Source organism: Caballeronia sp. dw_276 (assembly GCF_018449635.1).
Lineage (GTDB): Bacteria > Pseudomonadota > Gammaproteobacteria > Burkholderiales > Burkholderiaceae > Caballeronia.
The window spans coordinates 237,796-259,145 of record NZ_JAAVUV010000011.1 but is presented as its reverse complement, the minus strand read 5'-3'; the positions used below and the strand labels follow the sequence as shown (position 1 = coordinate 259,145).

The window sequence follows — 21,350 nt, the reverse complement described above, 5'->3', positions numbered from 1 at the left end:
AACCCATGCAACATCGCACCATCGGTACGTCGGACCTCAAGGTCGCGCCGCTCGTCTTTGGCGGCAACGTGTTCGGCTGGACCGCCGACGAGCGCACGTCCTTCTCGCTGCTTGACGCTTTCGTGGACCATGGCCTCAATTTCATCGATACCGCCGACGTCTATTCCGCCTGGGTCGAGGGCCACCAGGGCGGCGAATCCGAGACGATCATCGGCAAGTGGCTGAAGGAAAGCGGCAAGCGCGACAAAGTCGTGCTCGCCACGAAGGTCGGCATGCTGAGCACGCGGCCGGGGTTGACGGCGGCGAACATCGAGGCGGCCGTGAACGACTCGCTCAAGCGGCTGAAGACGGATTACATCGACGTCTATTTTTCCCATCGCGACGACGATAAAACGCCGCTCATCGACACTCTCGGCGCATACCAGAAGCTGATCGCGGCCGGCAAGGTGCGGGTGATCGGGGCATCGAACTACACGGGCGAACGGCTGGAAGAGGCGCTGAAAATCTCCGCAAAGGAGGGAATTCCGGGCTATCAGGTGCTGCAACCGGAATACAACCTCTACGATCGCGCGGGTTACGAAGGCGACCAGGAACCGGTCGCGACGGCGCATAAAGTCTCGGTTGTGACGTACTACAGCCTGGCGAGCGGCTTTCTGAGCGGGAAATATCGCTCCAAAGCCGATACCGAGAACGCCGCGCGCGGCTCGAAAGTGTCGGGTTATCTAAACGATCGCGGCCTGGCGATCATCGATGCGCTCGTCAAAGTCGCCGACCGGCACGGCGTGGCCCCCGCTACAATCGCGCTCGCCTGGCTGATCGCGCGTCCTAGCGTGACGGCGCCGATTGCCAGCGCGACATCGGTCAAACAGATCGAAAGTCTTGCGCAAGCCACGCGTATCACGCTTACGCCGGAAGACATCGCGTTGCTGAACGAGGTCAGCAATCCGGCATGAGTTTTTGCATAAAAGCCTGAAAAACCGCGGATTTTCATAGAGTTGCACCCCGCAGACCGGGTTTGCGGGGTTGGCGATACGTCGACGATCTGATAACATCTCGCCCGAATCGAGATTTTTGCCCGATGACGCCGCATTTTTTCGCGACGTCTGGCGGCCCGAAGTGCGCTGTTCCGGATTCCAGGGAATGCGCATGCCGTGATCGGCGGTGAAATCCCACCTCTCTCTTTTCCGGCCTCCGTGGCCGCTTTGCTCGTGTTCGCCGCGTTGGGTGGACGATCGGAGTGCCGGCGCGCGGCGTAAGCCCGCTTGGTTACGCTTCGCCGCGCAGTCAGAAAAACGTATTAGCGATTTAGGACTTCCATGACCACTATTGTTTTGAAAGAAAACGAGCCGTTCGACGTTGCGATCCGTCGCTTTCGCCGGACCATCGAAAAGAACGGCCTGATCGCCGAACTTCGCGAACGCCAGTCGTACGAGAAGCCGACGACAGCACGCAAGCGCAAGAAAGCGGCTGCAGTTAGCCGCCTGCGCAAGCGTCTGCGCAGCCAGATGCTGCCCAAGAAGCTTCACTAAGTCTTGGCATGTCGCGGCCTTGTTTGTTGAGGTCGTGACAAAGCAAAACGGCGATGCCGCCCGGAAGGGTTGCATCGCCGTTTTGCTTTGTGCTCAGGTTTCAAACGAGGTTTAGACGAGGCTTCAGACGAATGCGTGGCGCTCCGCCAGGCGTGCCAGCAACTGCGGCCATTCGTCCACGCTGAAATCGTCGTGGACTTCTTCCAGCTCGATCAACAACTCGGCAATCTCGGGATCGTAAGCATTCACTTCCGACGCATACAGCGCGCGCAACAGCGACCCATCTCGCGCGTTCCGGTAGTAGGAAATGCCAACGCCTTCAATATCCGGCCGGTACACATCGTCTGCGATCAGCGACCCGATAGCGCACTTGCGGCCATCGCTGCTGCGTAGCCGGCACGAACCGTTGTCATCCTCCGACACGGCCCGCTGCGTGAGCAGATGCGCGCTCACGCGTTCGTAGATGTCTCTTGCCGTTAACATTGCGTTACTCGTTGTTCTAAATAAAGCGTTGCCCGAAAACTCGAAGGAATCAGGCAATGTCCTTTCGGCTCAAGCCGCCGACTTCAAGCGGTCTGCCGACAGGTTGAACTGGCGCGCAATCGATGCAAACCGCTCGCGCCATTCCCATTTGCCAAACACGTCATGCACGTTCTGCAGGCAACTGAGCAGTTCGACTGTGGTCGGATCGTAGACATTGATATTCGAGCGCAACAACGCGCGCTTCAGCGCCGTTACGCCGACATCCATATACGACGGCACGGACTCGGGACCCTTGTCGATGTAGCGGATAGGCACGCCTTCCATTGCCGTCATGTAGTCGCGCGGCTTGATGAAGCTGCCGACAGGACATCCGCCGCAGTACCCGCGATACGCACCGCCGCCCCGCGGCAGTAGCGCAGCTTGACCTTGGCCAAAGAGGTGATGCACGGCGCGATCGAAGATTTCCTGATGCGTCAAAAAGTTGAGGTTTTTCATTCTGCTTTCCCCTGCACCGACATCGCGGCGCTTCGTGGGTGTCATCAAACAGCGTTATTAGTATCGGCCGCGAATCCGATCGTCTTAGCGCGGTTAACCACACAATCCGCGTTTTTCGATTCGTCATTCGCTTCCTGCAATACCGCCCGCCAGGACTCAAGCACGCTTCGGCCAAGTCGTGCGCCCTAACCGCCGGCGCTTGGCCGGCGACTCGCCGCAAGGCCGGCTCGCACTTGATTTATAGCGGTTCTTTCCGGTAAAAAGTGGGTGCTGGCGCGCAGTAGGTCGCAATATTGACATGGTGCTCGCATTTCTGCACGGACCGTGACCGGCCTTGAAGTCTTTGTAGTAAAGGCTTCAGAGCGTTATTCACCCGCCAAAAAGCCTTGTGGTCGGGATTTTCCCTGAGGATGCGTAAAACAGCGAAAATTGTTGCGAAAACGCAATATTCGCGTGGCAAGGCCGTGCCAATGAATTTCCTAATCCGATGATTTTTTGGCGGATGGGCGCTTCGCTGCTCCAGTATCCCGATGTACGCGGCAGAAACAGGCCGATTCGTGGTCGTTCACCATGCCTGTTGCCTGCATGAAGGCGTAGCACGTGGTCGACCCCACGAACCTGCAGCCGAATTTCTTGAGCGCACGGCTCAGCGCGTCTGATATATCGGTGGACGCAGGAGCCTGCGAATACGACGCGTGTGGATTGTCTATAGTCGTGCCGCCAACAAACGACCACACGAATGCAGCCAGGGAGCCGTGCTCAGCCTGGATTCGCTGAACCGCGCGCGCGTTGGCGACGGCGGACGCAATCTTCGCGCGGTTCCGGATGATGCGTGCATCGAGCAGGAGTTTTGCGGCGTCCTCTTCAGTGAAGGCGGCGACCTTGTCGATATCGAAGTTGTGAAACAGCGTCTTGTAGCCTTCGCGCTTGTTGAGGATCGTGGCCCAGGACAGGCCAGCCTGTGCGCCTTCGAGCACGAGCATTTCGAAAAGGTGACGATCGTCGTGTGAGGGAACGCCCCATTCCGTGTCGTGGTAATGGGCAAGTGCCGGTGTACTCACCCAACCGCAGCGGTGCGGCTCGGGATTTTTTCGGGGCTTGGATGCGTTCTTTTTGCTGGTCATGGCTGATTCGGGAGAGCATGTGGGCGTTCAATCAGCATAGGGGCAAGGCCGCTTGCGGAATAGTCGGCCGATTGGCCTGGCCGGTGATTGCAGCCGCGCACTCAAGTGTTGCCCCATTCGGCTGAGTGGCGGTGCGCCCGCCGTGCCGTTAAGCTTCCGGCATGACTACTTCAAACCCTTCCTACACTTATCTCGTTGGCGTCGACGGCGGCGGCAGCGGCACGCGCGTCGTCCTGGCCGATGCAAACGGCATGGAACTCGCTCGCGCATCAGGCGGACCATCGGGCCTCGGGCTTGGTGTCGAGCGCGCCTGGAAAGCAATCGATGCGACGATTTCTCGCGCCTTCGGTTCGGCCGGCTTGCAGTTCGAATGGAGTGCGTGCGCGCTCGGTTGCGGTCTGGCTGGCGTGAACCACCCAGGTTGGCTGGCGCAGTTCCACGAGACCGCCCCCCACGGATGCGCGCTTGCCGTAGAAAGCGACGCGTTGACTACGCTTTTGGGCGCCCACGGCGGCGAGCCCGGTGTGATCGTGGCGCTGGGCACGGGCAGTATCGCGGCGTCGCTCGACGCAGAGGGCCGGGTCCGGATCGCGGGCGGCTACGGTTTTCCTAGCGGCGACGAAGCCAGTGGCGCATGGCTCGGTATGCGCGCAGCGGTGCACTTGCAGCAGGTCCTGGACGGCCGCGCGCCCGCCGATGACTGGTCTCGCGCGCTGCTCGAATGCACCAAGGCCGCTGACCGCGATGGCCTGGTGGTCTGGCTAAGCGCCGCCAACCAGACTTCCTATGCCACGCTCGCGCCGACCATCTTTGAGCACCAGAGTCATCCGTTTGCTGAGCGCCTGCTTCAAGAGGCCGGCCGCGAGATCGAGAAAATGGTACGGGCACTCGACCCGGGGCAGGTCATGCCGGCCGCGTTGTGCGGTGGCCTTGCAATCCCGCTTGAGCCGTTTGTGCCCGAGGCACTTCGCGCCCGGTTGCGCCCCCCGATCGCCGACTCCGCCATGGGCGCGCTGCAACTCGCTCACCGCGCCGCCACCGGAAAACCTCGCCCAGCGCGCTAGAATGCCAGGTTCCTAACGGCTTAAAGGATGCGGCTTCCCATGTATTCGATCATCGCAACCGATCTCGACGGCACCTTGCTCAACAACGACCATCAGGTCGATCCGTTCACAGTCGAAACGGTCCGCGAACTGGAAGCACAAGGCGTGCGCTTCATCATCGCTACGGGGCGGCATTACAGGGACGTGGTAGGGATTCGCATGGTACTGGGTATCAACGCTTACCTGATCACTTCGAACGGCGCGCGTATTCATGCGCCTGACAACGAGCGTATCTATGCCCGCGACATTACGCCGTCAGCCGTGCGCCGGCTCGTCCAGCCGGATCTGGCAGGCAGCGAGCGCGTGATCGTCAATCTTTTTGCCGACGACGCCTGGTTGATCGACCGGCACGCGCCAAACTTGCTCGAATTCCATCAGGACTCCGGTTTCAACTACGACGTGATGGACCTGCGCCAGCACGACGGCGAGAACATTGCGAAAGTGCTGTATATCGGGGAGCCAGATGATCTGAAGGTGACCGCGGCGAATCTCGAGCGTGAGTTTGGCGATTCCATCTACGTCACCTTCTCAATGCCGGATTGTCTGGAAGTGATGACGTCGGATGTATCGAAGGGAAGGGCGTTGAAATTTGTGCTGAACCGGCTCGATATCGATACCGCGCATTGCGTGGCATTCGGCGACAACATGAATGACATCGACTTGCTTGAAACGGCCGGCCGGCCGTTCATGATGAAAAATGCCAATCCCGATCTGGCCAGGCTATTACCGAATATTCCGCGAACCGGTAATAACTTTGAAGCGGGTGTTGCGCATCAATTACGTAGTTTGTTCAGCATGAACGACAAACTCACCGCAGGCGATCAACGCAAGTAACAATAAAGGGAGCGCCGGTAATGGCCGCTCCCTTTATTTTTAAGCTGTGTACCGTACCTTACCGAACGGGCATTTTTATCCGCGATGATTCCATCCGCCGCGATTATCACCGCGATAATTGTCCCGATGGTCCCAGCCCGTACGATCCCAACGTCCCCGATCCGGCCCTCCCCAACGGGGTTCGTCGTGGTGACGCCATGCCGGCGGTGCAGCGCGATAATACGGAGCCGGTTGTACATAAACCGGAGCCGGCCGCGAATAAACCGGTGCGCCCAGCGACAAGCCGATATTCAGATCCGTATGCGCTTGCGCGGCTCCGACTGCGCCCATCGCAAGACCGGCTGCAACGAGCAAGTGAGTAACGATGCGTTTCATGGTGTTCTCCGTTTTGGGCGACGCGTGTCGCATGAATCCAATGTACGCAACCGTAGTCTTACGAGTATCGACGAGTTGTTACCGGGTGAAAGTATCGCGAAAGGGAATCTGCTGCATCAAAACGCCGGGCGAAGGTACGCGAAAGCATTGATGAGTAAAGCTTTGCGGGTCAATGGCTAAGATACGGCGGTTGCATTCCGCGTTTCCGGATTCGAAAACCAGTAATCACACATTACATTTGTCGCAGCCAATTCATAATGGCCAACTGGATATATAACGAATAGGCCCGGAAGCAACAAAAAAACGGGCGCCAGGCGCCCGTTTTTCTATGCAGCTTGAGTGGCTTTAAGTCAGGCCGATGCAAGCGCCCGGTTCTTTGCGCCGGTCAGCAGAGGATAAACCACGCCAGCGATGATTGCGCCGATGATCGGAGCAACCCAGAACAACCAGAGTTGTTCCACAGCCGCGCCGCCCACGAACAACGCCGGGCCGGTCGAGCGAGCCGGGTTGACCGACGTATTCGTAACCGGGATCGAGATCAGGTGGATCAGCGTCAGGCACAGGCCGATGGCGATCGGTGCAAAGCCGGCAGGCGCGCGGCTATCCGTCGCGCCAAGGATGACGAACAAGAAGAAGAACGTCATGACCACTTCGCAGACGAGTGCAGCCATCATCGAGTAGTGACCCGGCGACTGATCACCGAAGCCGTTGGTCGCGAAACCGCTTGCAACCAGGTCGAAGCCCGGCGCGCCGCTTGCGATAACCGACAACACGTAGGCGCCGAGAATGCCGCCGATCACTTGCGCGACAATGTACGGAGCCAGTTCGCGCACCGGGAAGCGGCCCGCGACGGTCAAGCCAACGCTCACGGCCGGGTTCAGGTGGCAACCCGAAATATGACCGATGGCATACGCCATGGTCAGCACGGTCAAACCAAACGCGAGCGAGACGCCCACAAAACCGATACCAAGTTGAGGAAATCCCGCGGCGAGCACTGCGCTTCCGCAGCCGCCCAGCACGAGCCAGAACGTACCAAACATTTCTGCGCCGAGGCGCTGTCCTAATCGCATGATTCGAAGTCCTAAAAATATATAAAAAACTGAAACACTCCCGTTGCTTATGATCGCCGTTAATTTGTTCGACCAGAGCAGCGGGTAGGCAGTGTAATCCGAGTATCAGGAGTAGTTGTCAACAATTGTTAAATAAGCCATAACTAAGGGAACTCCTATTAAGATTGATCTATAGTTTCAGGAATTTTCTTATTTGGTTTCAGACTTTCTGCAATTGCATTAGCGACCGTTGCATCTTTTATTCAATGCCGTTAGGCTTCTCAATAATCGCTGCCTATTAGAAAGGAACGGAAATGTCGCAATACATTGAGTTGAAGGCGCAGATCGCCAAACTTCAGGAGCAGGCTGAAGAAGCGCGGCGCGCGGAGCTGGAAGCGGTACTCGCCGATATCCGGCGGAAGATCGTTGAATATGGTCTTACGGCGCAGGATCTTGGATTGACGGTTGTACGTCGTGGTCGGCCGCCGAAGAAGGAGCCATTGCCGCCCGTCTATCAAGATCCCAAGTCAGGTAATACGTGGAGCGGCCGTGGTAAACCGCCGAAATGGATCGTAGGTAAAAGCCGCGAGCGATTCTTGATTAACCAGGACCATTCTTGACATGGCCGGGTATTGAGACAGGCAGCGAAAAGATTGCGACCGGCGTGTCCGATGGCAAAAAAAAGTCCACCCATGCGGGTGGACTTTTTTGCGCTGCAATAAATCAATGCATTTCTGGTGGATACATTAAATCCGGTCGGATGTCGCGTTGAAGCATGTAAGCGACATCGGCCTGATCAAAGCCTTTCCGATTCAACCTACTGCGACTTGACGCAGCATCGGACGCTTTGCCGCTTGAAGGAGCGCCGTATAACTATCCACGTAATTCTGTGCCATCGTGCTTGCACAGAAGCGGCGTTCAAATTGCGCGCGGATTTCTGTGCGCGACAATTCGTCCAGTCGTTGCAGCGCGCCAACCGCACCCTGCACGTCTTCACAAATGAAACCCGTCACGCCGTGATCGATCACCTCCGGCACCGAACCGCGATTGAACGCGATCACCGGCGTACCACACGCCATGGCTTCGATCATCACCAGGCCAAACGGCTCTGACCAGTCGATCGGGAACAGCAAGGCCTTCGCGCCAGACAGAAACTCGGGCTTTTGTTGCTCGTTGATTTCGCCGACGAATTCCACATTCGCGCTCGACAACAACGGTTCGATCGTGCTCTTGAAGTATTCCTGGTCGACCTTGTCTACCTTGGCCGCGATCTTCAGCGGCAGACCCGTTTGCGCTGCAATCTGGATGGCCAGATCGGCACGCTTTTCCGGGCAAATACGGCCGAGGAACGCGAGATATTCAGGCTTCTTGTGCGTCTGCGGCGTCAAAAGATTCTGCGGCAGCCCGTGATAAATCGTGTTGAGCCAAGCGGCCTGCGGCAACGGCTGGCGCTGCGAATCCGAGATCGAGATGACCGGCGCTTCTGGGAATGCATCGAAAACCGGTTGTAGTTCGGGCAAATCGAGGCGGCCGTGCAGCGTGGTCACGAAGGGCGTGTCCATTTGCGAGAACGTCGAGAACGGCATGTAGTCGAGGTGGAAGTGCAGCACGTCGAACTCATGCGCGCGGCGGCGCACTTTTTCCAGCAGGAGCGCATGCGGCGCGTTCCAGTCGCGAATGGTCGGGTCGAGGCGCAACGCACGCGGCCACGCCGCGTCCAGCGTCGCCTTGGTTTCCGAATCCCCGCTTGCGAAGAGCGTCACGTCGTGACCGAGATCAACCAGGGCATCGCTCAAATACGAGACAACGCGCTCGGTACCGCCGTAAAACTTCGGAGGAACTGCTTCGTGCAAGGGTGCAATTTGTGCGATACGCATAACGTGACTCTCCTGTTCGTTACGGCTTCCAAAAACGGATTTCCGATAGAAAACCGCTGAAGCCTTGCGGACGGGCCAGCCTCTATGCTGCCGCCCCCGTTGGAAATCGGACCCGGGTGAATCGGGTTATCCCTTACGACCCATTATCGAGATGACTCCGGCGATCACCGAGTCATTTTTCAAACGCTTAACCTTGTTACAGGGCGAAACACCGCCGGTTACGAAACAGAAACAGCGGCTAAAGTCCTTGCCTGGCGGGCGATTGCGCTCATATCATCGTTTTGCAATGAATACGATGCGATGCCCCAGGACGCAAGAGAGAGCAATGCCTGTGCCAAGTGTGAGGAGGCGCGGACGCCCGGCTCGTATGGGATTCACTCAGAAAAACCGAGCGGTCTTGCGCGATTTGGTGAAGTAACCCCGCGTCGTGCCGTTAAACCGTCACAGCAACCGTCTTGTAAGAAAAGTCCGACTTCATAGGTAATTTGATTGCGGGTCTCGTCAGGATCACGCGATGAATCGGCAGCTTTGCCCGATTTTTTCCTGAAATCCGCCTTGCCCCAATTCACCTTACACGGGTAAACGCCCCGCCAATAAAGCCGCGGCCGAATTCGCGCCTCCCATTTCCCTTCAAAGTTTTCCAGCCTCCTGCCGTAAACCACTTAACGGCGGTTTCGCCGATGCAACCATGAGGATTCGATTGTGCTGATTTTCATCGGAACACTAGTGACGCTTTTGTCGGTTTTCGGCGGTTATGCGCTGGAAGGCGGGCATCTGGGCGCGCTGGTCCAGCCCGTTGAAATCCTGATGATCGCCGGCGCGGGCGTTGGCGCTTTCATCCTGGGCAACGGCATGAAGACGATCAAGGCCACGCTGCGCGTGATTCCGACGCTCTTCAAGGGCTCCAAGTACAACAAGGATGTGTACATGGAGTTGATGGCGCTTCTTTACGTGCTGCTTGCCAAGGCGCGCAAGGAAGGCACGTTGACGCTGGAATCGGATATCGATGATCCGGCTAAGAGCCCGATCTTTGCCCAGTATCCCAAGATCCTGGCCGATCACCACATTGTCGAATTCCTGACCGATTATTTGCGCCTGATGGTGGGCGGCAACATGAACGCGTTCGAGATCGAAAGCCTGATGGACGAGGAAATCGAGACGCATCACGCCGAAGGCGAAGGCCCGGCGCAAGCGCTGCACAAAGTCGGCGACGCAATGCCGGCGTTCGGCATTGTCGCGGCCGTGATGGGCGTGGTCCACACGATGGCATCGGCCGATCAGCCGCCGGCCATTCTCGGCGAAATGATCGCGCAGGCCTTGGTGGGTACGTTCCTCGGCATCTTGTTGTCATACGGACTGATTGGACCGCTGGCGAGCGTCGCGGAACAGCGCGTGGCCGAGTCCACGAAGATGTTCCAGTGCATCAAGGTCACGATTCTCGCGAGCCTGAATGGCTATGCCCCGGCTATTGCGGTCGAGTTTGGCCGCAAGGTGCTTTTCTCCACCGAGCGTCCGTCGTTTTCCGAACTGGAAGAACACGTGCGCCGCGTGAAGGCGAAGTAACGCTTTCAAGCGAACACGCGCTCCCGGAGAAACCGCCATGTCCACCAAGAACGACCGCCCGATCTTCATCAAACGGATCATATCGAGCAAGAAAGCGCATCACGGCGGCGCGTGGAAGCTCGCTTACGCCGACTTCATGACAGCGATGATGGCGTTCTTCCTGCTGATGTGGCTGCTGAGCGCGGTGTCGCCGGTGCAGCGCCAGGGCATCGCGGAATATTTCAACATGCCGCTCAAGAACGCGATCATGGGCGGGCAGAGCTCGGGCATGGATTCGAGCATCCTAAACGGCGGCGGACGCGATATCTCCAGCCCCGAGCAAGGCACGACACGCATGAGCGACGGCACGCGGCGCTCGAATCGAATCGATGAACAAACGCTGAAAGACGCGCAAGGCGAACTCGAACGCCGTGACCAGGCGCGTTTGCACGACCTCCAGGTCAAGCTGATGTCGGCGATCGAAGCGAATCCGGTGTTGCGCCAGTTCCGCCAGCAAATTCGCATTGATTCGACGCAGCAAGGTCTGCGCATCGAAATTGTAGATACACAAAAGCGCCCGATGTTCGCCCTCGCAAGCAACTCCGTGCAGCCGTACATGCGCGACATCCTGCGCGAAATCGGCAAGGCGCTCAACGACGTGCCGAATCGCATCGTCGTGCAGGGACACACCGACGCCACGCAATACGCGGGCGGCGAGAAGGGTTACAGCAACTGGGAATTGTCGGCGGATCGGGCAAACGCATCGCGCCGCGAATTGATTTCGGGCGGCATGGATGAAGCGAAGGTGTTGCGCGTGATCGGACTGGCATCGACGCAAAACCTGAACAAGAAGGACGCCTTCGATCCGGAAAACCGCCGCATCAGCATTCTCGTCCTGAATCACAAATCGGAAGAGTCGATGACGCGCGACGACTCGCAAGCGACCACGATCACCAGCAATCCCCTCAACGCTGGCAACGCCACGCTCGGACTCGGCGCGCTCGTGCCGGGCAGACCGGCGGCGAAATAACCAGCTTCAGGACACGCATCAAGACATCGGACAGGTACGACAAAACCATGATCAAGAACATTCTGACAATCGACGATTCCGCTTCCATGCGCAAGGTTTTATCGGCGACGTTTGTGGCGGCGGGGTATCGCGTGGAAGTTGCCGCGGATGGCGCCGAAGGCTACGAAGCTGCGCTCGCCGAGCAATTCGATCTCATCGTGACCGACCAGAACATGCCGGCCATGAGCGGACTCGATCTGATCGTGAAATTGCGCGGACATCGTGCGTACGCGAACACGCCGATCCTCGTGCTCACGACCGAATCCAGCGAGCAGTTCAAGGTGGCGGCGCGCGAAGCGGGCGCGACGGGCTGGATTGAAAAGCCGATCGATCCCGACATGCTGACCGAGCTGGTCGCGACCTTGTCGGACGCCGAACAATCGCACTGAAGCACCTGAAACACAGAAGCACCGAAGCACGCAGCACAAGACAAAGCACAAGCAGTTACGACGCGCACAGCGACGACAGACAAGGCATCCGGTGGTGACCCAGGCATGACACTCGACATTACGCAGTTCTATCAAACTTTCTTCGATGAAGCCGACGAGCTGCTCGCCGACATGGAGCAGTTGCTGCTCGCGCTGGATCTGGCGAACCCCGATCCCGAGGACCTCGGCGCGATCTTCCGCGCGGCACACTCCATCAAGGGCGGAGCGGCGACGTTTGGTTTCTCGGCGCTGACCGAGACCACGCACATCCTCGAATCGCTGCTCGACCGGGCGCGTAACAACGAGCTGGTCTTGCGCCGCGACATGATCGACACGTTCCTTGAAACCAAGGACGTGTTGTCGGATCAGCTGGGTGCGTATCGTGCGAGTGCCGAGCCGGATGCGGCGGCCGCGAAGGCGATCTGCGCGAAGCTCGAGTTCCTGCGTGACAACGATTCAGGCGACGCGCGTAAGGACGTGGGCCATGCGCCCGAAGCCGCTGCGGAACCGGCACCATCTTTCGCCGATCGAGCCGCTATCGCCCAGGATCTTGCGCAAGTCGCGATGGCGCTAGGACCGAACGAGCCGCCCGCGCATGTGGTCGAGCAGGCCAATGAAGCCGTGGAAGAAGAGGGTGACTGGACGGAGTTTCCAGGCGCGCCGGAAGGTACGGACGCAAGTGCTGAAGACGGCCCGCATCTGAAGATTACGTTACGTGGGGTAGGGGAGAAGGACCAGGCTCTGTTGACCGAGGAGCTTGGAAACCTGGGGACTGTCGTCGGGGAAAAGAAGTCGGGCGGCGACCTGACGTTGTGGCTGGACTCGGATGTATCGGCGGATGACATTGTTGCCGTGTGCTGTTTTGTTATCGATGAATCGCAGATTGCGATTGGCCGTGGCAATGCAGCAAACGCATCAGTGGTTGAAACGCCGGTTGCAGCCGTAGAAGAAACCAAAGAGGTGGCGCAAAAAGCACCTGAAGTAGAGAAGACGGAACCGGCGGCGGCCTCGACCGCTGCCGCCGAGTCCCGCGTGAACACTGCGGCGGCAGCGGCTCCGGCCGAAGCGCCCAAGGTACGTGCGGCAGCGGCGCCGGCTGCATCGGAAGGAAGTTCGATTCGCGTGGGCGTGGAGAAGGTCGATCAGCTGATCAACCTCGTTGGCGAACTCGTGATCACGCAAGCCATGCTCGCCGAAACCACCAGCACGTTCGATCCCGCCTTGCACGATCGCCTGTTCAACGGCATGGCGCAGCTCGAACGCAATGCGCGCGACTTGCAGGAAGCCGTGATGTCCATCCGCATGATGCCGATGGATTACGTCTTCAGCCGTTTCCCGCGTCTCGTGCGCGATCTCGCCGCGAAGCTCGGCAAGGAAGTCGAACTCGTCACGTTCGGTCAGGCGACCGAACTGGACAAGAGCTTGATTGAACGCATCATCGATCCGTTGACGCACCTCGTGCGCAACTCGCTCGATCACGGCATCGAAACCGTTGAAGCGCGCCGTGCGGCCGGTAAAGCTGCGGCTGGGCAACTGGTGCTGTCGGCGGCGCATCACGGCGGCAACATCGTGATTGAAGTCAGCGACGACGGCGCGGGCCTGCGCCGCGACAAGATTCTCGCGAAGGCCGTGAAGCAGGGCATGCAGGTCAGCGAATCGATGTCCGACGACGAAGTCTGGCAACTCATCTTCATGCCGGGGTTTTCGACCGCCGATCAGGTCACGGATATCTCCGGCCGCGGCGTGGGCATGGACGTGGTGAAACGCAACATACAGGCAATGGGCGGTCACGTCGAAATCCAGTCGCGCGAAGGCCGTGGCACGACCACCAAGATTGTATTGCCGCTGACGCTGGCGATTCTCGACGGCATGTCGGTGAAGGTCGGCAGCGAGATTTTCATCTTGCCGCTGAACTTCGTGATGGAGTCGCTGCAACCCGTTGCCGACGATATCTACACCGTCGCCGGCGGCGAGCGCGTGGTGCGGGTGCGTGGCGAATATCTGCCGCTGGTCGCGCTGCACCAGGTCTTCGAAGTCAGCGATGCCCGCACCGAACCCACGCAGGGAATCATCACGATCATCCAGTCCGAGGGACGGCGCTTTGCGATGTTGATCGATGAACTCGTCGGCCAGCAGCAAGTAGTGGTGAAGAACCTCGAAACGAATTACCGCAAGGTGCACGGCATTTCGGCCGCAACCATTCTCGGCGACGGCAGCGTTGCGTTGATCGTGGACGTGGCGGCGCTGAACCGCGAAAACCGCACCGCGCATGGCGCTGTGGCGTCGCTTACTCATTAAGCATTAACCAGACAACGGACGGGAGCTAAAAATGGCAGCAGACATCCAATCGATCACCTCCGCGGCGCAGCGCCGCGATGTTCAACGCGTTTCGACTCAGGCTGAAGCGGCCGGCCAGGAATTCCTCGTCTTCACGCTGGGCGCGGAAGAGTACGGCATCGACATCCTGAAGGTGCAGGAAATTCGCGGCTACGACAACGTCACGCGCATCGCGAATGCGCCGGCGTTCATCAAGGGCGTGATCAACCTGCGCGGCATCATCGTGCCGATCGTCGATATGCGCATCAAGTTCAACCTCGGCCGCGTCGAGTACGACAACCAGACGGTCGTGATCATCCTGAACGTGGCGCATCGCGTGGTGGGCATGGTGGTCGACGGCGTATCCGACGTCCTCACGCTGCAAGCTGATCAGGTCATGCCCGCGCCGGAATTCGGCGCCACGCTCACGACCGAATATCTGACGGGACTCGGCACGGTCGATGGCCGCATGCTGATCCTGATGGACATCGAAAAGTTGATGACAAGCAAGGAGATGGAGTTGATCGACTCCGTCGCGGCTTGATCCCACGTTTGAACTGTTTGAACCGTCTGGAAGAAAGACATGCTTAAGAACTGGTCGATTCGTACCACGCTGACGCTCGTGGGCTTGCTGTTCGTCGGCTTTGCCGCTGTCGTGGCCGCGCTTTCGCTGAATGGCTTGCGCTCGGCGGGCAATTCGCTGTCCATGCTGGCGGACAGCGACATGGTCTCGGTGCGCGCGCTGAACGATGCGTCGTCGTACTTGCTGCGCGCCCGTGTGACGCTCGACCGCGTGCGTTCACTCGATGAAGCCGGCAAGACCGACGAAGCCAAGAAGGCGATCGATCGCGGCCAGTTCCTGCTCGATAAATCCAACGAGAACTGGAAGCTTTTCCTGTCCACGCCGAAGCCCACTTTGCCGCAAGCCATGCTGGACGAAGTCGTGGCCAAGCGCGACACGCTGATGCGCGAGGGCGTGGATCCTGAGTTCGTCGCGATCCGTGCGAACGACCTGCCGGCATATCACGCCATCGCCGACACAAAAATCAGCCCGATGTTCGTTGCGCTGGACACGGCGGCATCCGCGGTCGTGGACTTCACGCAAAAGCACGCCGATACCTTGCGCGCGGATACGCAGGCGAATATCACGTTGCTGATCGAGGTGATCACCGGCGTGATGGTGCTGGCCGTGCTGACGCTGATCGGCACGCGCTTCGCCATGGGCGGCATGATCGTGCAGCCGATCAACGACGCGGTCGATCACTTCGAACGCATTGCGCGCGGCGACCTGACGCGCTCCGCCCATACCGATAAAACCAACGAGATCGGCCGCTTGTTTGCGGGGATCGAACGGATGCGCGTGAATCTGACCGCGATGGTGGGGTCGGTGCATCACGGCGCGGAATCCATCGATGTCGGCGCGCGTGAGATCGCGAGCGGCAACACGGATTTGTCGCAACGTACCGAGGAACAGGCGGCGTCGCTGCAGGAAACGGCGTCGAGCATGGAGCAGTTGACGAGCACGGTTAAGCAGAACGCCGAGAACGCACGTCAGGCGTCGCAACTCGCCGTCAACGCATCCGATATTGCATCGCGCGGCGGTGAAGTCGTCGAGCAGGTCGTGGATACCATGAACGCGATTTCATCGAGTTCGAGCAAGGTGGTGGACATCATCGGCGTGATCGAGGGGATCGCTTTCCAGACGAATATTCTCGCGCTGAATGCGGCGGTCGAAGCGGCGCGTGCCGGCGAAGAAGGGCGCGGATTCGCGGTCGTGGCCGGCGAAGTGCGCAGCCTCGCGCAACGCAGCGCGGCGGCGGCAAAAGAGATCAAATCGCTGATCGGCGACTCGACGGCGAAGGTGGAAAGCGGCTCGCAACTCGTGGCGCGCGCCGGCACGACCATGGATGAAATCGTCCAGGCGGTACGTCGCGTGACGGACATCATGGGCGAGATCAGCGCGGCATCGGACGAACAATCGCAGGGCATCGAACAGGTCAGCCGCGCCGTCGGGCAGATGGACGAAGTCACGCAGCAGAACGCCGCGCTGGTTGAAGAAGCGGCGGCTGCGGCGGCATCGCTTGAAGAACAGACGCGCAAGCTCAAGGACGTGGTCGGGCATTGGCAAGTCAGCGGCGACACGGCCCAGCCGGGACGCGTTGAACCGTCGGTTGCGACGAGCTCGAACGCAAACCGCGCCATCGCCCCGATAAAAGTTGTTTCGCGGCCTAACGTCGCGGCCAATCGCGCCGTTAATAAGGTAGATGCGAAGGTAGATGCGAAGGTCATGGCCGAGGCTACCGCGGCTGAAAAAGCCCAACCGTCGGCCAAGGCGCCAAAGCTCGCTGCAGCTGGCGACTGGGAAACCTTCTAAGGCAGTGGCAGAAAATCATGCAGGTTCACCGCACGTTCCAGCAGAACGAAGGCTAGAAAATGGCAACGCGCTCACCCGTCGATACACCCCGCGACCGGACCCGCAACGGTTCGGAAGTGGAACGCGACTTCGAATTCACCAGCGCCGATTTCGGCCGCATTCGCGACCTGATTCATCGTCGCGCGGGGATTTCGCTGTCCGAGCATAAACGTGACATGGCGTACAGCCGTCTCGCGCGACGCCTGCGCGCGTGCAATATCGATACCTTTCGCCTTTATCTCGATCGTCTCGAAGCGCAGCCGGACAGCGCCGAATGGGAGGCGTTCACCAACGCGCTGACCACGAACCTGACCGCGTTCTTCCGCGAATCGCATCACTTTCCGATTCTCGCCACGTTCGCGAAAAGCCGGCCGCAGCCGTTCTCGGTGTGGTGCTCGGCGGCATCGACAGGCGAGGAACCGTATTCCATCGCCATGACGTTGATGGAAACGCTTGGCGATTCGGCCGCGCGTCAATGCACGGTGATCGCAACGGATATCGACAGCCAGGTATTGCAGAAGGCCGACGCAGGCGTGTATTCGCTCGATTCGGTGAAGACGCTTGGCAACGATCGCCTGAAGCGCTTCTTCCTGAAGGGCACGGGCGCACACGCGGGCATGGTGAAGATCCGTCCCGAAGTGCGCGCGATGGTGAAGTTCGAGCAACTGAACCTGACAGATTCCAAGTACGCGCTGCCCGGCCAGTTCGACGCGATTTTCTGTCGCAACGTGATGATCTACTTCGATAAACCCACGCAAGCGCAAGTTCTCGCGCGCTTCGAACCGCTGATGAAAAGCGGCGGTTTGCTGTTCGCCGGGCATTCGGAAAACTTCACGTACGTGACGCAGGCGTTCAAGTTGCGCGGCCAGACGGTGTACGCGCTGTCGCGTGATTCCGTTGCTGGACCCGCGAAGAAGAAGGCGCTCGCCGGAGAGCTGGCATGAGCGCATTGCCGATCGCGACGAACCTTTATTTCGACAACCACTTCAAGCTCCCGGGCGTGAAGTTGTTGCCGAACGAGTTCTACATGACGGGCGAGAACATGGTCCTCGTCACGGTGCTCGGTTCGTGCGTGGCGGCGTGCATTACGGACCGGACGGCCGGCATTGGCGGCATGAACCATTTCATGCTGCCCGACGACGGCGCGGACGCATCGCAATCGAGTTCGGATTCCATGCGCTACGGCGCGTACGCCATGGAAGTGCTGATCAACGAGATGATCAAGCGCGGCGGCCGGCGCGAACGCTTCGAAGCCAAGGTATTCGGCGGCGGCGCGGTGCTGGCCGGCATGACGACGATCAATATCGGCGACAGGAATTCCGAGTTCGTGCGCCGGTATCTCGCGCTGGAAAAGATTCGTATCGTGGCTGAGGATTTGCAGGGCATGTATCCGCGCAAGGTCGCGTTCATGCCGCGAACCGGCCAGGCAATGGTCAAGAAACTGATCACGCATCAAGACCCGAGCGTGGTCGAACGCGAACAGGCGCTGGTGCGCCAAACGCCCGAAGCACGCAGCGAACGGCTGGCGAAGGCGCGTGCGCGCGTCGAACTGTTCAGCCAGCCAAAAGCGAAAACAACCGATAAACCCCGCATCGAACTATTCGGTGCCGCAGCCGGCCTGCAGCGAACCGTCCGCATGAAGACGGCGGAGGAAGCATGACAACGGCCCGGAGCACGGAACCGAAGATCAGCGTGTTGTGCGTCGATGACTCGGCGCTGGTGCGCAGCCTGATGACCGAGATCATCAATTCGCAGCCCGACATGCACGTGTGCGCCACCGCGCCTGATCCGCTGGTCGCGCGCGACTTGATCAAGCAGCACAACCCGGACGTGCTCACGCTCGACGTGGAAATGCCGCGCATGGATGGCCTCGATTTCCTCGAAAAGCTGATGCGGCTTCGGCCCATGCCGGTGGTGATGGTGTCGTCGCTGACGGAACGCGGTTCGGAAATCACGCTGCGCGCGCTCGAACTCGGTGCGGTGGATTTCGTGACGAAACCGCGCGTGGGCATTCGCGACGGCATGCTCGAATACTCGGAAAAGCTCGCCGATAAAATCCGCGCCGCCGCACGCGCCCGGGTTCGGCAAACGCCTCACGTCGTGCACGCTGCGGCGGGTTCGAGCGGTGCATCCGTGGCGCAGAAACCCACGCCGAACCTGAACAATCCGCTGGTGAGTACGGAGAAGCTGATCATCGTCGGGGCATCGACGGGCGGCACCGAAGCGATCCGCGAACTCCTGCTTCCCCTTCCGCCCGATGCACCCGGCGTGATGATCGCGCAGCACATGCCGCCGGGCTTCACGAAGTCGTTCGCGCAACGTCTGAACGGCCTGTGCCGCATCGCGGTGAAAGAAGCGGAGCACGGCGAGCGCGTGCTGCCGGGCCACGCGTATATCGCGCCGGGCGACGCGCACCTCGTGCTTGCCCGCAGCGGCGCCAACTACGTCGCGCATCTCTCGGATGCCCCGCCGGTCAACCGGCATCGGCCGTCGGTGGATGTGTTGTTCCGTTCCGCCGCGCAGCACGCCGGCAAGAACGCGCTCGGCGTGATCCTGACCGGCATGGGCCGCGACGGCGCGCAGGGCATGCTGGAAATGCAGCAGGCGGGCGCCTATACGTTCGCGCAGGACGAAGCCAGCTGCGTGGTCTACGGCATGCCGCGCGAAGCCGTTGCAACTGGCGGCGTCAGCGAGATCGCGCCGTTATCGGAAATGACCCGGCGCGTGATGGCGCGCCTCAATTCCATGGGCGAGCGCGCGCAGCGCGTCTGAACCGCCTCACCAATTCGAATACCCACGCGGCGTGCGCGCCGCCTGAAGAAACAACGGGAATACAAGGAGCAGTGAAGATGGACAAGAACATGAAGATTTTGGTCGTCGATGACTTCCCGACGATGCGCCGTATCGTGCGAAACCTGCTGAAGGAACTGGGTTTTTCAAACGTCGATGAAGCCGAGGACGGCGCAGCCGGTCTCGCGCGCCTGCGTGGCGGCGGTTTCGAGTTCGTCATTTCCGACTGGAACATGCCGAACCTCGATGGCCTGGAAATGCTCAAGCAGATTCGCGCCGATGCCGCCCTTTCGCACTTGCCGGTGCTGATGGTGACGGCGGAATCGAAGAAGGAAAACATCATTGCCGCAGCGCAGGCTGGCGCGAGCGGATACGTGGTCAAGCCGTTCACGGCCGCGACCCTCGACGAGAAGCTCACGAAGATTCTCGAAAAGATGGCCAAGGCCGGGAGCTGAATCGTGAACGAAATGACAACCCAGGAAGCGCTGACGGCGATCGAGCAGGACGGGGATGCATCGAGCGACCGGATTTTGGCGCGCATTGGCCAACTGACGCGCACGCTGCGCGATTCCATGCGCGAACTCGGCCTCGACAAACAAGTCGAAGCCGCCGCCGAAATGGTTCCGGACGCACGCGACCGCCTGAAATACGTCGCGACGATGACCGAACAGGCTGCAGATCGCGCGCTGAACGCCATCGAACTCGCCAAGCCGATGCAGGAAACCATGCAGCGCGACGCAGAAGCGCTCGATGCCCGCTGGGAGCAGTGGTATGGCGCGCCGCTGGACAACGCGAACGTAAAAACCCTGCTCGCCGATACCCGCGGGTTCCTGCAGCAAGTGCCGGTACACACGGTCGCGACCAACGCGCAATTGCTCGAAATCATGCTCGCGCAGGATTTCCAGGATCTGACCGGTCAGGTGATCAAAAAGATCACCGACGTGGTGTATGTGATCGAGCAGCAATTGCTCGGCGTGCTGCTGGAAAACATTGCGCCCGAGCGGCGTGAACAGTTCGCGGCGCAGGCGGCGGCGTTGGCGGCATCGACGGTTTCGGGTACGCCGGAAACGCTGCTGAACGGCCCGCAGATCAACCCCGAAGGCCGCACCGACGTCGTTCAGGACCAGACGCAAGTCGACGACCTTCTGGCCAGCCTGGGTTTCTGACGCAGCGCTTACCCACGTGCGCGCCAGGCAACGCCGACGCGCACGCTACCCGCGCGGGTCAAAACAACACCCATTTCGGCTGATTTCGCGTTGCAACATATGTTCACTTTCCCGAGATCGACGCATTCGACTGGCATACTTACGTCTCGGCGAACGCCTCGCACGCTCGCGGGGTTTCAGCAGACGAAACAGTGCATCGCTTGAAATAATCGAAACGGAGAATTGAAGTGGACACTTCGATCATTTCATTCGGCTTTCGGCGCGCTCGCGCGCTCGCAAGTCTGGCAGCAGGATTGACGTTCAGCGTATTGGCCGTAGCACCTGCCTACGCAGTGCTCGGCGGCGCGCCCATGACGGCGCCCGCGGGCGCTACTGTCAGCAATTCGGTGTCGCATGCGGCATCGGTGCCGGCGGGTTCCGCGGCTGCGGCGTCCACGAGCGCTTTCACCGTACGCACCACGACGCTCGCAGTCGGCACCGTCGTCAATGAGTATGTGGGCGCGGACGGAACGGTCTTCGGCATTGCGTGGCAAGGCCCGCGAATCCCCGATTTGCCGACGCTGCTCGGCAGCTACTTTCCGCAATACGTCCAGGGTATCCAGAACCAGCGCGCCAATGGCGGCGGTCGCGGGCCGGTGAGCGTTGCCGGCAGTGCGCTGGTCGTCCGTTCCGGTGGCCACATGGGCGCGTTTGTCGGCCAGGCTTATCTTCCACAAGCCTTGCCCGCCGGCGTCAGCGCCAGCGACATCCAATAACG

Annotated in this window: 23 protein-coding genes; 17 read left to right on the top strand and 6 right to left on the bottom strand. The window is 59.9% G+C overall.

Annotation, left to right across the window (positions count from 1 at the left end; genetic code table 11):
• Positions 1 to 5 precede the first annotated feature (5 nt).
• The gene (locus HB633_RS23200) at positions 6 to 953 is read left to right on the top strand and encodes an aldo/keto reductase (protein ID WP_213780462.1); all 948 of its coding nucleotides are present in this window, start codon (positions 6 to 8) and stop codon (positions 951 to 953) included.
• A gap of 363 nt (positions 954 to 1,316) precedes the next feature.
• A complete protein-coding gene (rpsU, locus tag HB633_RS23195; RefSeq protein ID WP_031357080.1) occupies positions 1,317 to 1,529 on the top strand; it encodes a 30S ribosomal protein S21 in 213 nt (70 codons plus the stop codon).
• Between the two features lie 123 nt (positions 1,530 to 1,652).
• Here the strand turns inward: rpsU and HB633_RS23190 are convergent, their stop codons facing one another.
• The 3 genes from HB633_RS23190 to HB633_RS23180 form a co-directional block, all read right to left on the bottom strand.
• Positions 1,653 to 2,012, bottom strand: a complete 360-nt coding sequence (locus tag HB633_RS23190) for a hypothetical protein (RefSeq protein ID WP_213780461.1) — start codon at positions 2,010 to 2,012, stop codon at positions 1,653 to 1,655.
• Between the two features lie 69 nt (positions 2,013 to 2,081).
• The gene (locus tag HB633_RS23185; protein WP_213780460.1) at positions 2,082 to 2,507 is read right to left on the bottom strand and encodes a hypothetical protein; all 426 of its coding nucleotides are present in this window, start codon (positions 2,505 to 2,507) and stop codon (positions 2,082 to 2,084) included.
• Between the two features lie 479 nt (positions 2,508 to 2,986).
• Positions 2,987 to 3,631 (bottom strand): DNA-3-methyladenine glycosylase I, encoded by a 645-nt coding sequence (locus HB633_RS23180; protein WP_213780459.1) that lies wholly within the window; start codon positions 3,629 to 3,631, stop codon positions 2,987 to 2,989.
• A gap of 161 nt (positions 3,632 to 3,792) precedes the next feature.
• Between HB633_RS23180 and HB633_RS23175 the strand changes: the two genes are divergently transcribed.
• Both HB633_RS23175 and HB633_RS23170 read left to right on the top strand, forming a co-directional pair.
• A complete protein-coding gene (locus HB633_RS23175) occupies positions 3,793 to 4,695 on the top strand; it encodes a BadF/BadG/BcrA/BcrD ATPase family protein (RefSeq protein ID WP_213780458.1) in 903 nt (300 codons plus the stop codon).
• 39 nt (positions 4,696 to 4,734) lie between these two features.
• Positions 4,735 to 5,568, top strand: a complete 834-nt coding sequence (locus HB633_RS23170; RefSeq protein ID WP_213780457.1) for a Cof-type HAD-IIB family hydrolase — start codon at positions 4,735 to 4,737, stop codon at positions 5,566 to 5,568.
• Between the two features lie 75 nt (positions 5,569 to 5,643).
• Here the strand turns inward: HB633_RS23170 and HB633_RS23165 are convergent, their stop codons facing one another.
• Positions 5,644 to 5,943, bottom strand: coding sequence for a PXPV repeat protein (locus HB633_RS23165; RefSeq protein WP_213780456.1), 300 nt, complete (start codon positions 5,941 to 5,943; stop codon positions 5,644 to 5,646).
• A 350-nt stretch (positions 5,944 to 6,293) separates the two neighbouring features.
• Positions 6,294 to 7,013 carry an aquaporin Z gene (gene aqpZ / locus HB633_RS23160; RefSeq protein ID WP_056358277.1) on the bottom strand — a complete coding sequence of 240 codons (720 nt, stop codon included), beginning with the start codon at positions 7,011 to 7,013 and terminating at the stop codon, positions 6,294 to 6,296.
• A 293-nt stretch (positions 7,014 to 7,306) separates the two neighbouring features.
• Between aqpZ and HB633_RS23155 the strand changes: the two genes are divergently transcribed.
• Positions 7,307 to 7,612, top strand: a complete 306-nt coding sequence (locus HB633_RS23155) for an H-NS histone family protein (RefSeq protein ID WP_213780455.1) — start codon at positions 7,307 to 7,309, stop codon at positions 7,610 to 7,612.
• A gap of 192 nt (positions 7,613 to 7,804) precedes the next feature.
• Here the strand turns inward: HB633_RS23155 and HB633_RS23150 are convergent, their stop codons facing one another.
• Positions 7,805 to 8,869, bottom strand: a complete 1,065-nt coding sequence (locus HB633_RS23150) for a glycosyltransferase family 4 protein (RefSeq protein WP_213780454.1) — start codon at positions 8,867 to 8,869, stop codon at positions 7,805 to 7,807.
• A 702-nt stretch (positions 8,870 to 9,571) separates the two neighbouring features.
• Between HB633_RS23150 and motA the strand changes: the two genes are divergently transcribed.
• The 12 genes from motA to HB633_RS23090 all read left to right on the top strand — a co-directional run bounded on the left by motA (position 9,572) and on the right by HB633_RS23090 (position 21,348).
• Positions 9,572 to 10,432: a flagellar motor stator protein MotA gene (motA, locus tag HB633_RS23145; RefSeq protein ID WP_061998271.1), complete on the top strand. Its 861-nt coding sequence runs from the start codon at positions 9,572 to 9,574 to the stop codon at positions 10,430 to 10,432.
• 37 nt (positions 10,433 to 10,469) lie between these two features.
• Positions 10,470 to 11,441 carry a flagellar motor protein MotB gene (gene motB / locus HB633_RS23140; protein ID WP_213780453.1) on the top strand — a complete coding sequence of 324 codons (972 nt, stop codon included), beginning with the start codon at positions 10,470 to 10,472 and terminating at the stop codon, positions 11,439 to 11,441.
• A gap of 47 nt (positions 11,442 to 11,488) precedes the next feature.
• Entirely contained in the window at positions 11,489 to 11,869 is a 381-nt protein-coding gene (locus tag HB633_RS23135; protein ID WP_213780452.1) for a response regulator, read from the top strand.
• 105 nt (positions 11,870 to 11,974) lie between these two features.
• Positions 11,975 to 14,206 (top strand): chemotaxis protein CheA, encoded by a 2,232-nt coding sequence (gene cheA, locus HB633_RS23130; protein WP_213780451.1) that lies wholly within the window; start codon positions 11,975 to 11,977, stop codon positions 14,204 to 14,206.
• A 31-nt stretch (positions 14,207 to 14,237) separates the two neighbouring features.
• A complete protein-coding gene (gene cheW / locus HB633_RS23125; RefSeq protein WP_060817391.1) occupies positions 14,238 to 14,768 on the top strand; it encodes a chemotaxis protein CheW in 531 nt (176 codons plus the stop codon).
• A gap of 39 nt (positions 14,769 to 14,807) precedes the next feature.
• A complete protein-coding gene (locus tag HB633_RS23120; RefSeq protein ID WP_213780450.1) occupies positions 14,808 to 16,598 on the top strand; it encodes a methyl-accepting chemotaxis protein in 1,791 nt (596 codons plus the stop codon).
• A gap of 59 nt (positions 16,599 to 16,657) precedes the next feature.
• Positions 16,658 to 17,581 (top strand): CheR family methyltransferase, encoded by a 924-nt coding sequence (locus tag HB633_RS23115; protein ID WP_213780449.1) that lies wholly within the window; start codon positions 16,658 to 16,660, stop codon positions 17,579 to 17,581.
• The gene (cheD, locus tag HB633_RS23110; RefSeq protein ID WP_213780448.1) at positions 17,578 to 18,297 is read left to right on the top strand and encodes a chemoreceptor glutamine deamidase CheD; all 720 of its coding nucleotides are present in this window, start codon (positions 17,578 to 17,580) and stop codon (positions 18,295 to 18,297) included. Before HB633_RS23115 ends, cheD begins: the two co-directional genes overlap by 4 nt.
• On the top strand, positions 18,294 to 19,409 hold the full coding sequence (locus HB633_RS23105; RefSeq protein WP_213780447.1) for a chemotaxis response regulator protein-glutamate methylesterase: 1,116 nt from the start codon (positions 18,294 to 18,296) through the stop codon (positions 19,407 to 19,409). The genes cheD and HB633_RS23105 overlap by 4 nt, the downstream gene beginning before the upstream one ends.
• Positions 19,410 to 19,486: 77 nt before the next feature.
• A complete protein-coding gene (cheY, locus tag HB633_RS23100) occupies positions 19,487 to 19,882 on the top strand; it encodes a chemotaxis response regulator CheY (protein ID WP_061998280.1) in 396 nt (131 codons plus the stop codon).
• A gap of 12 nt (positions 19,883 to 19,894) precedes the next feature.
• On the top strand, positions 19,895 to 20,593 hold the full coding sequence (gene cheZ / locus HB633_RS23095; protein WP_213780495.1) for a protein phosphatase CheZ: 699 nt from the start codon (positions 19,895 to 19,897) through the stop codon (positions 20,591 to 20,593).
• A 227-nt stretch (positions 20,594 to 20,820) separates the two neighbouring features.
• Positions 20,821 to 21,348 carry a DUF2844 domain-containing protein gene (locus tag HB633_RS23090; protein ID WP_346730351.1) on the top strand — a complete coding sequence of 176 codons (528 nt, stop codon included), beginning with the start codon at positions 20,821 to 20,823 and terminating at the stop codon, positions 21,346 to 21,348.
• Positions 21,349 to 21,350: the final 2 nt, after the last annotated feature.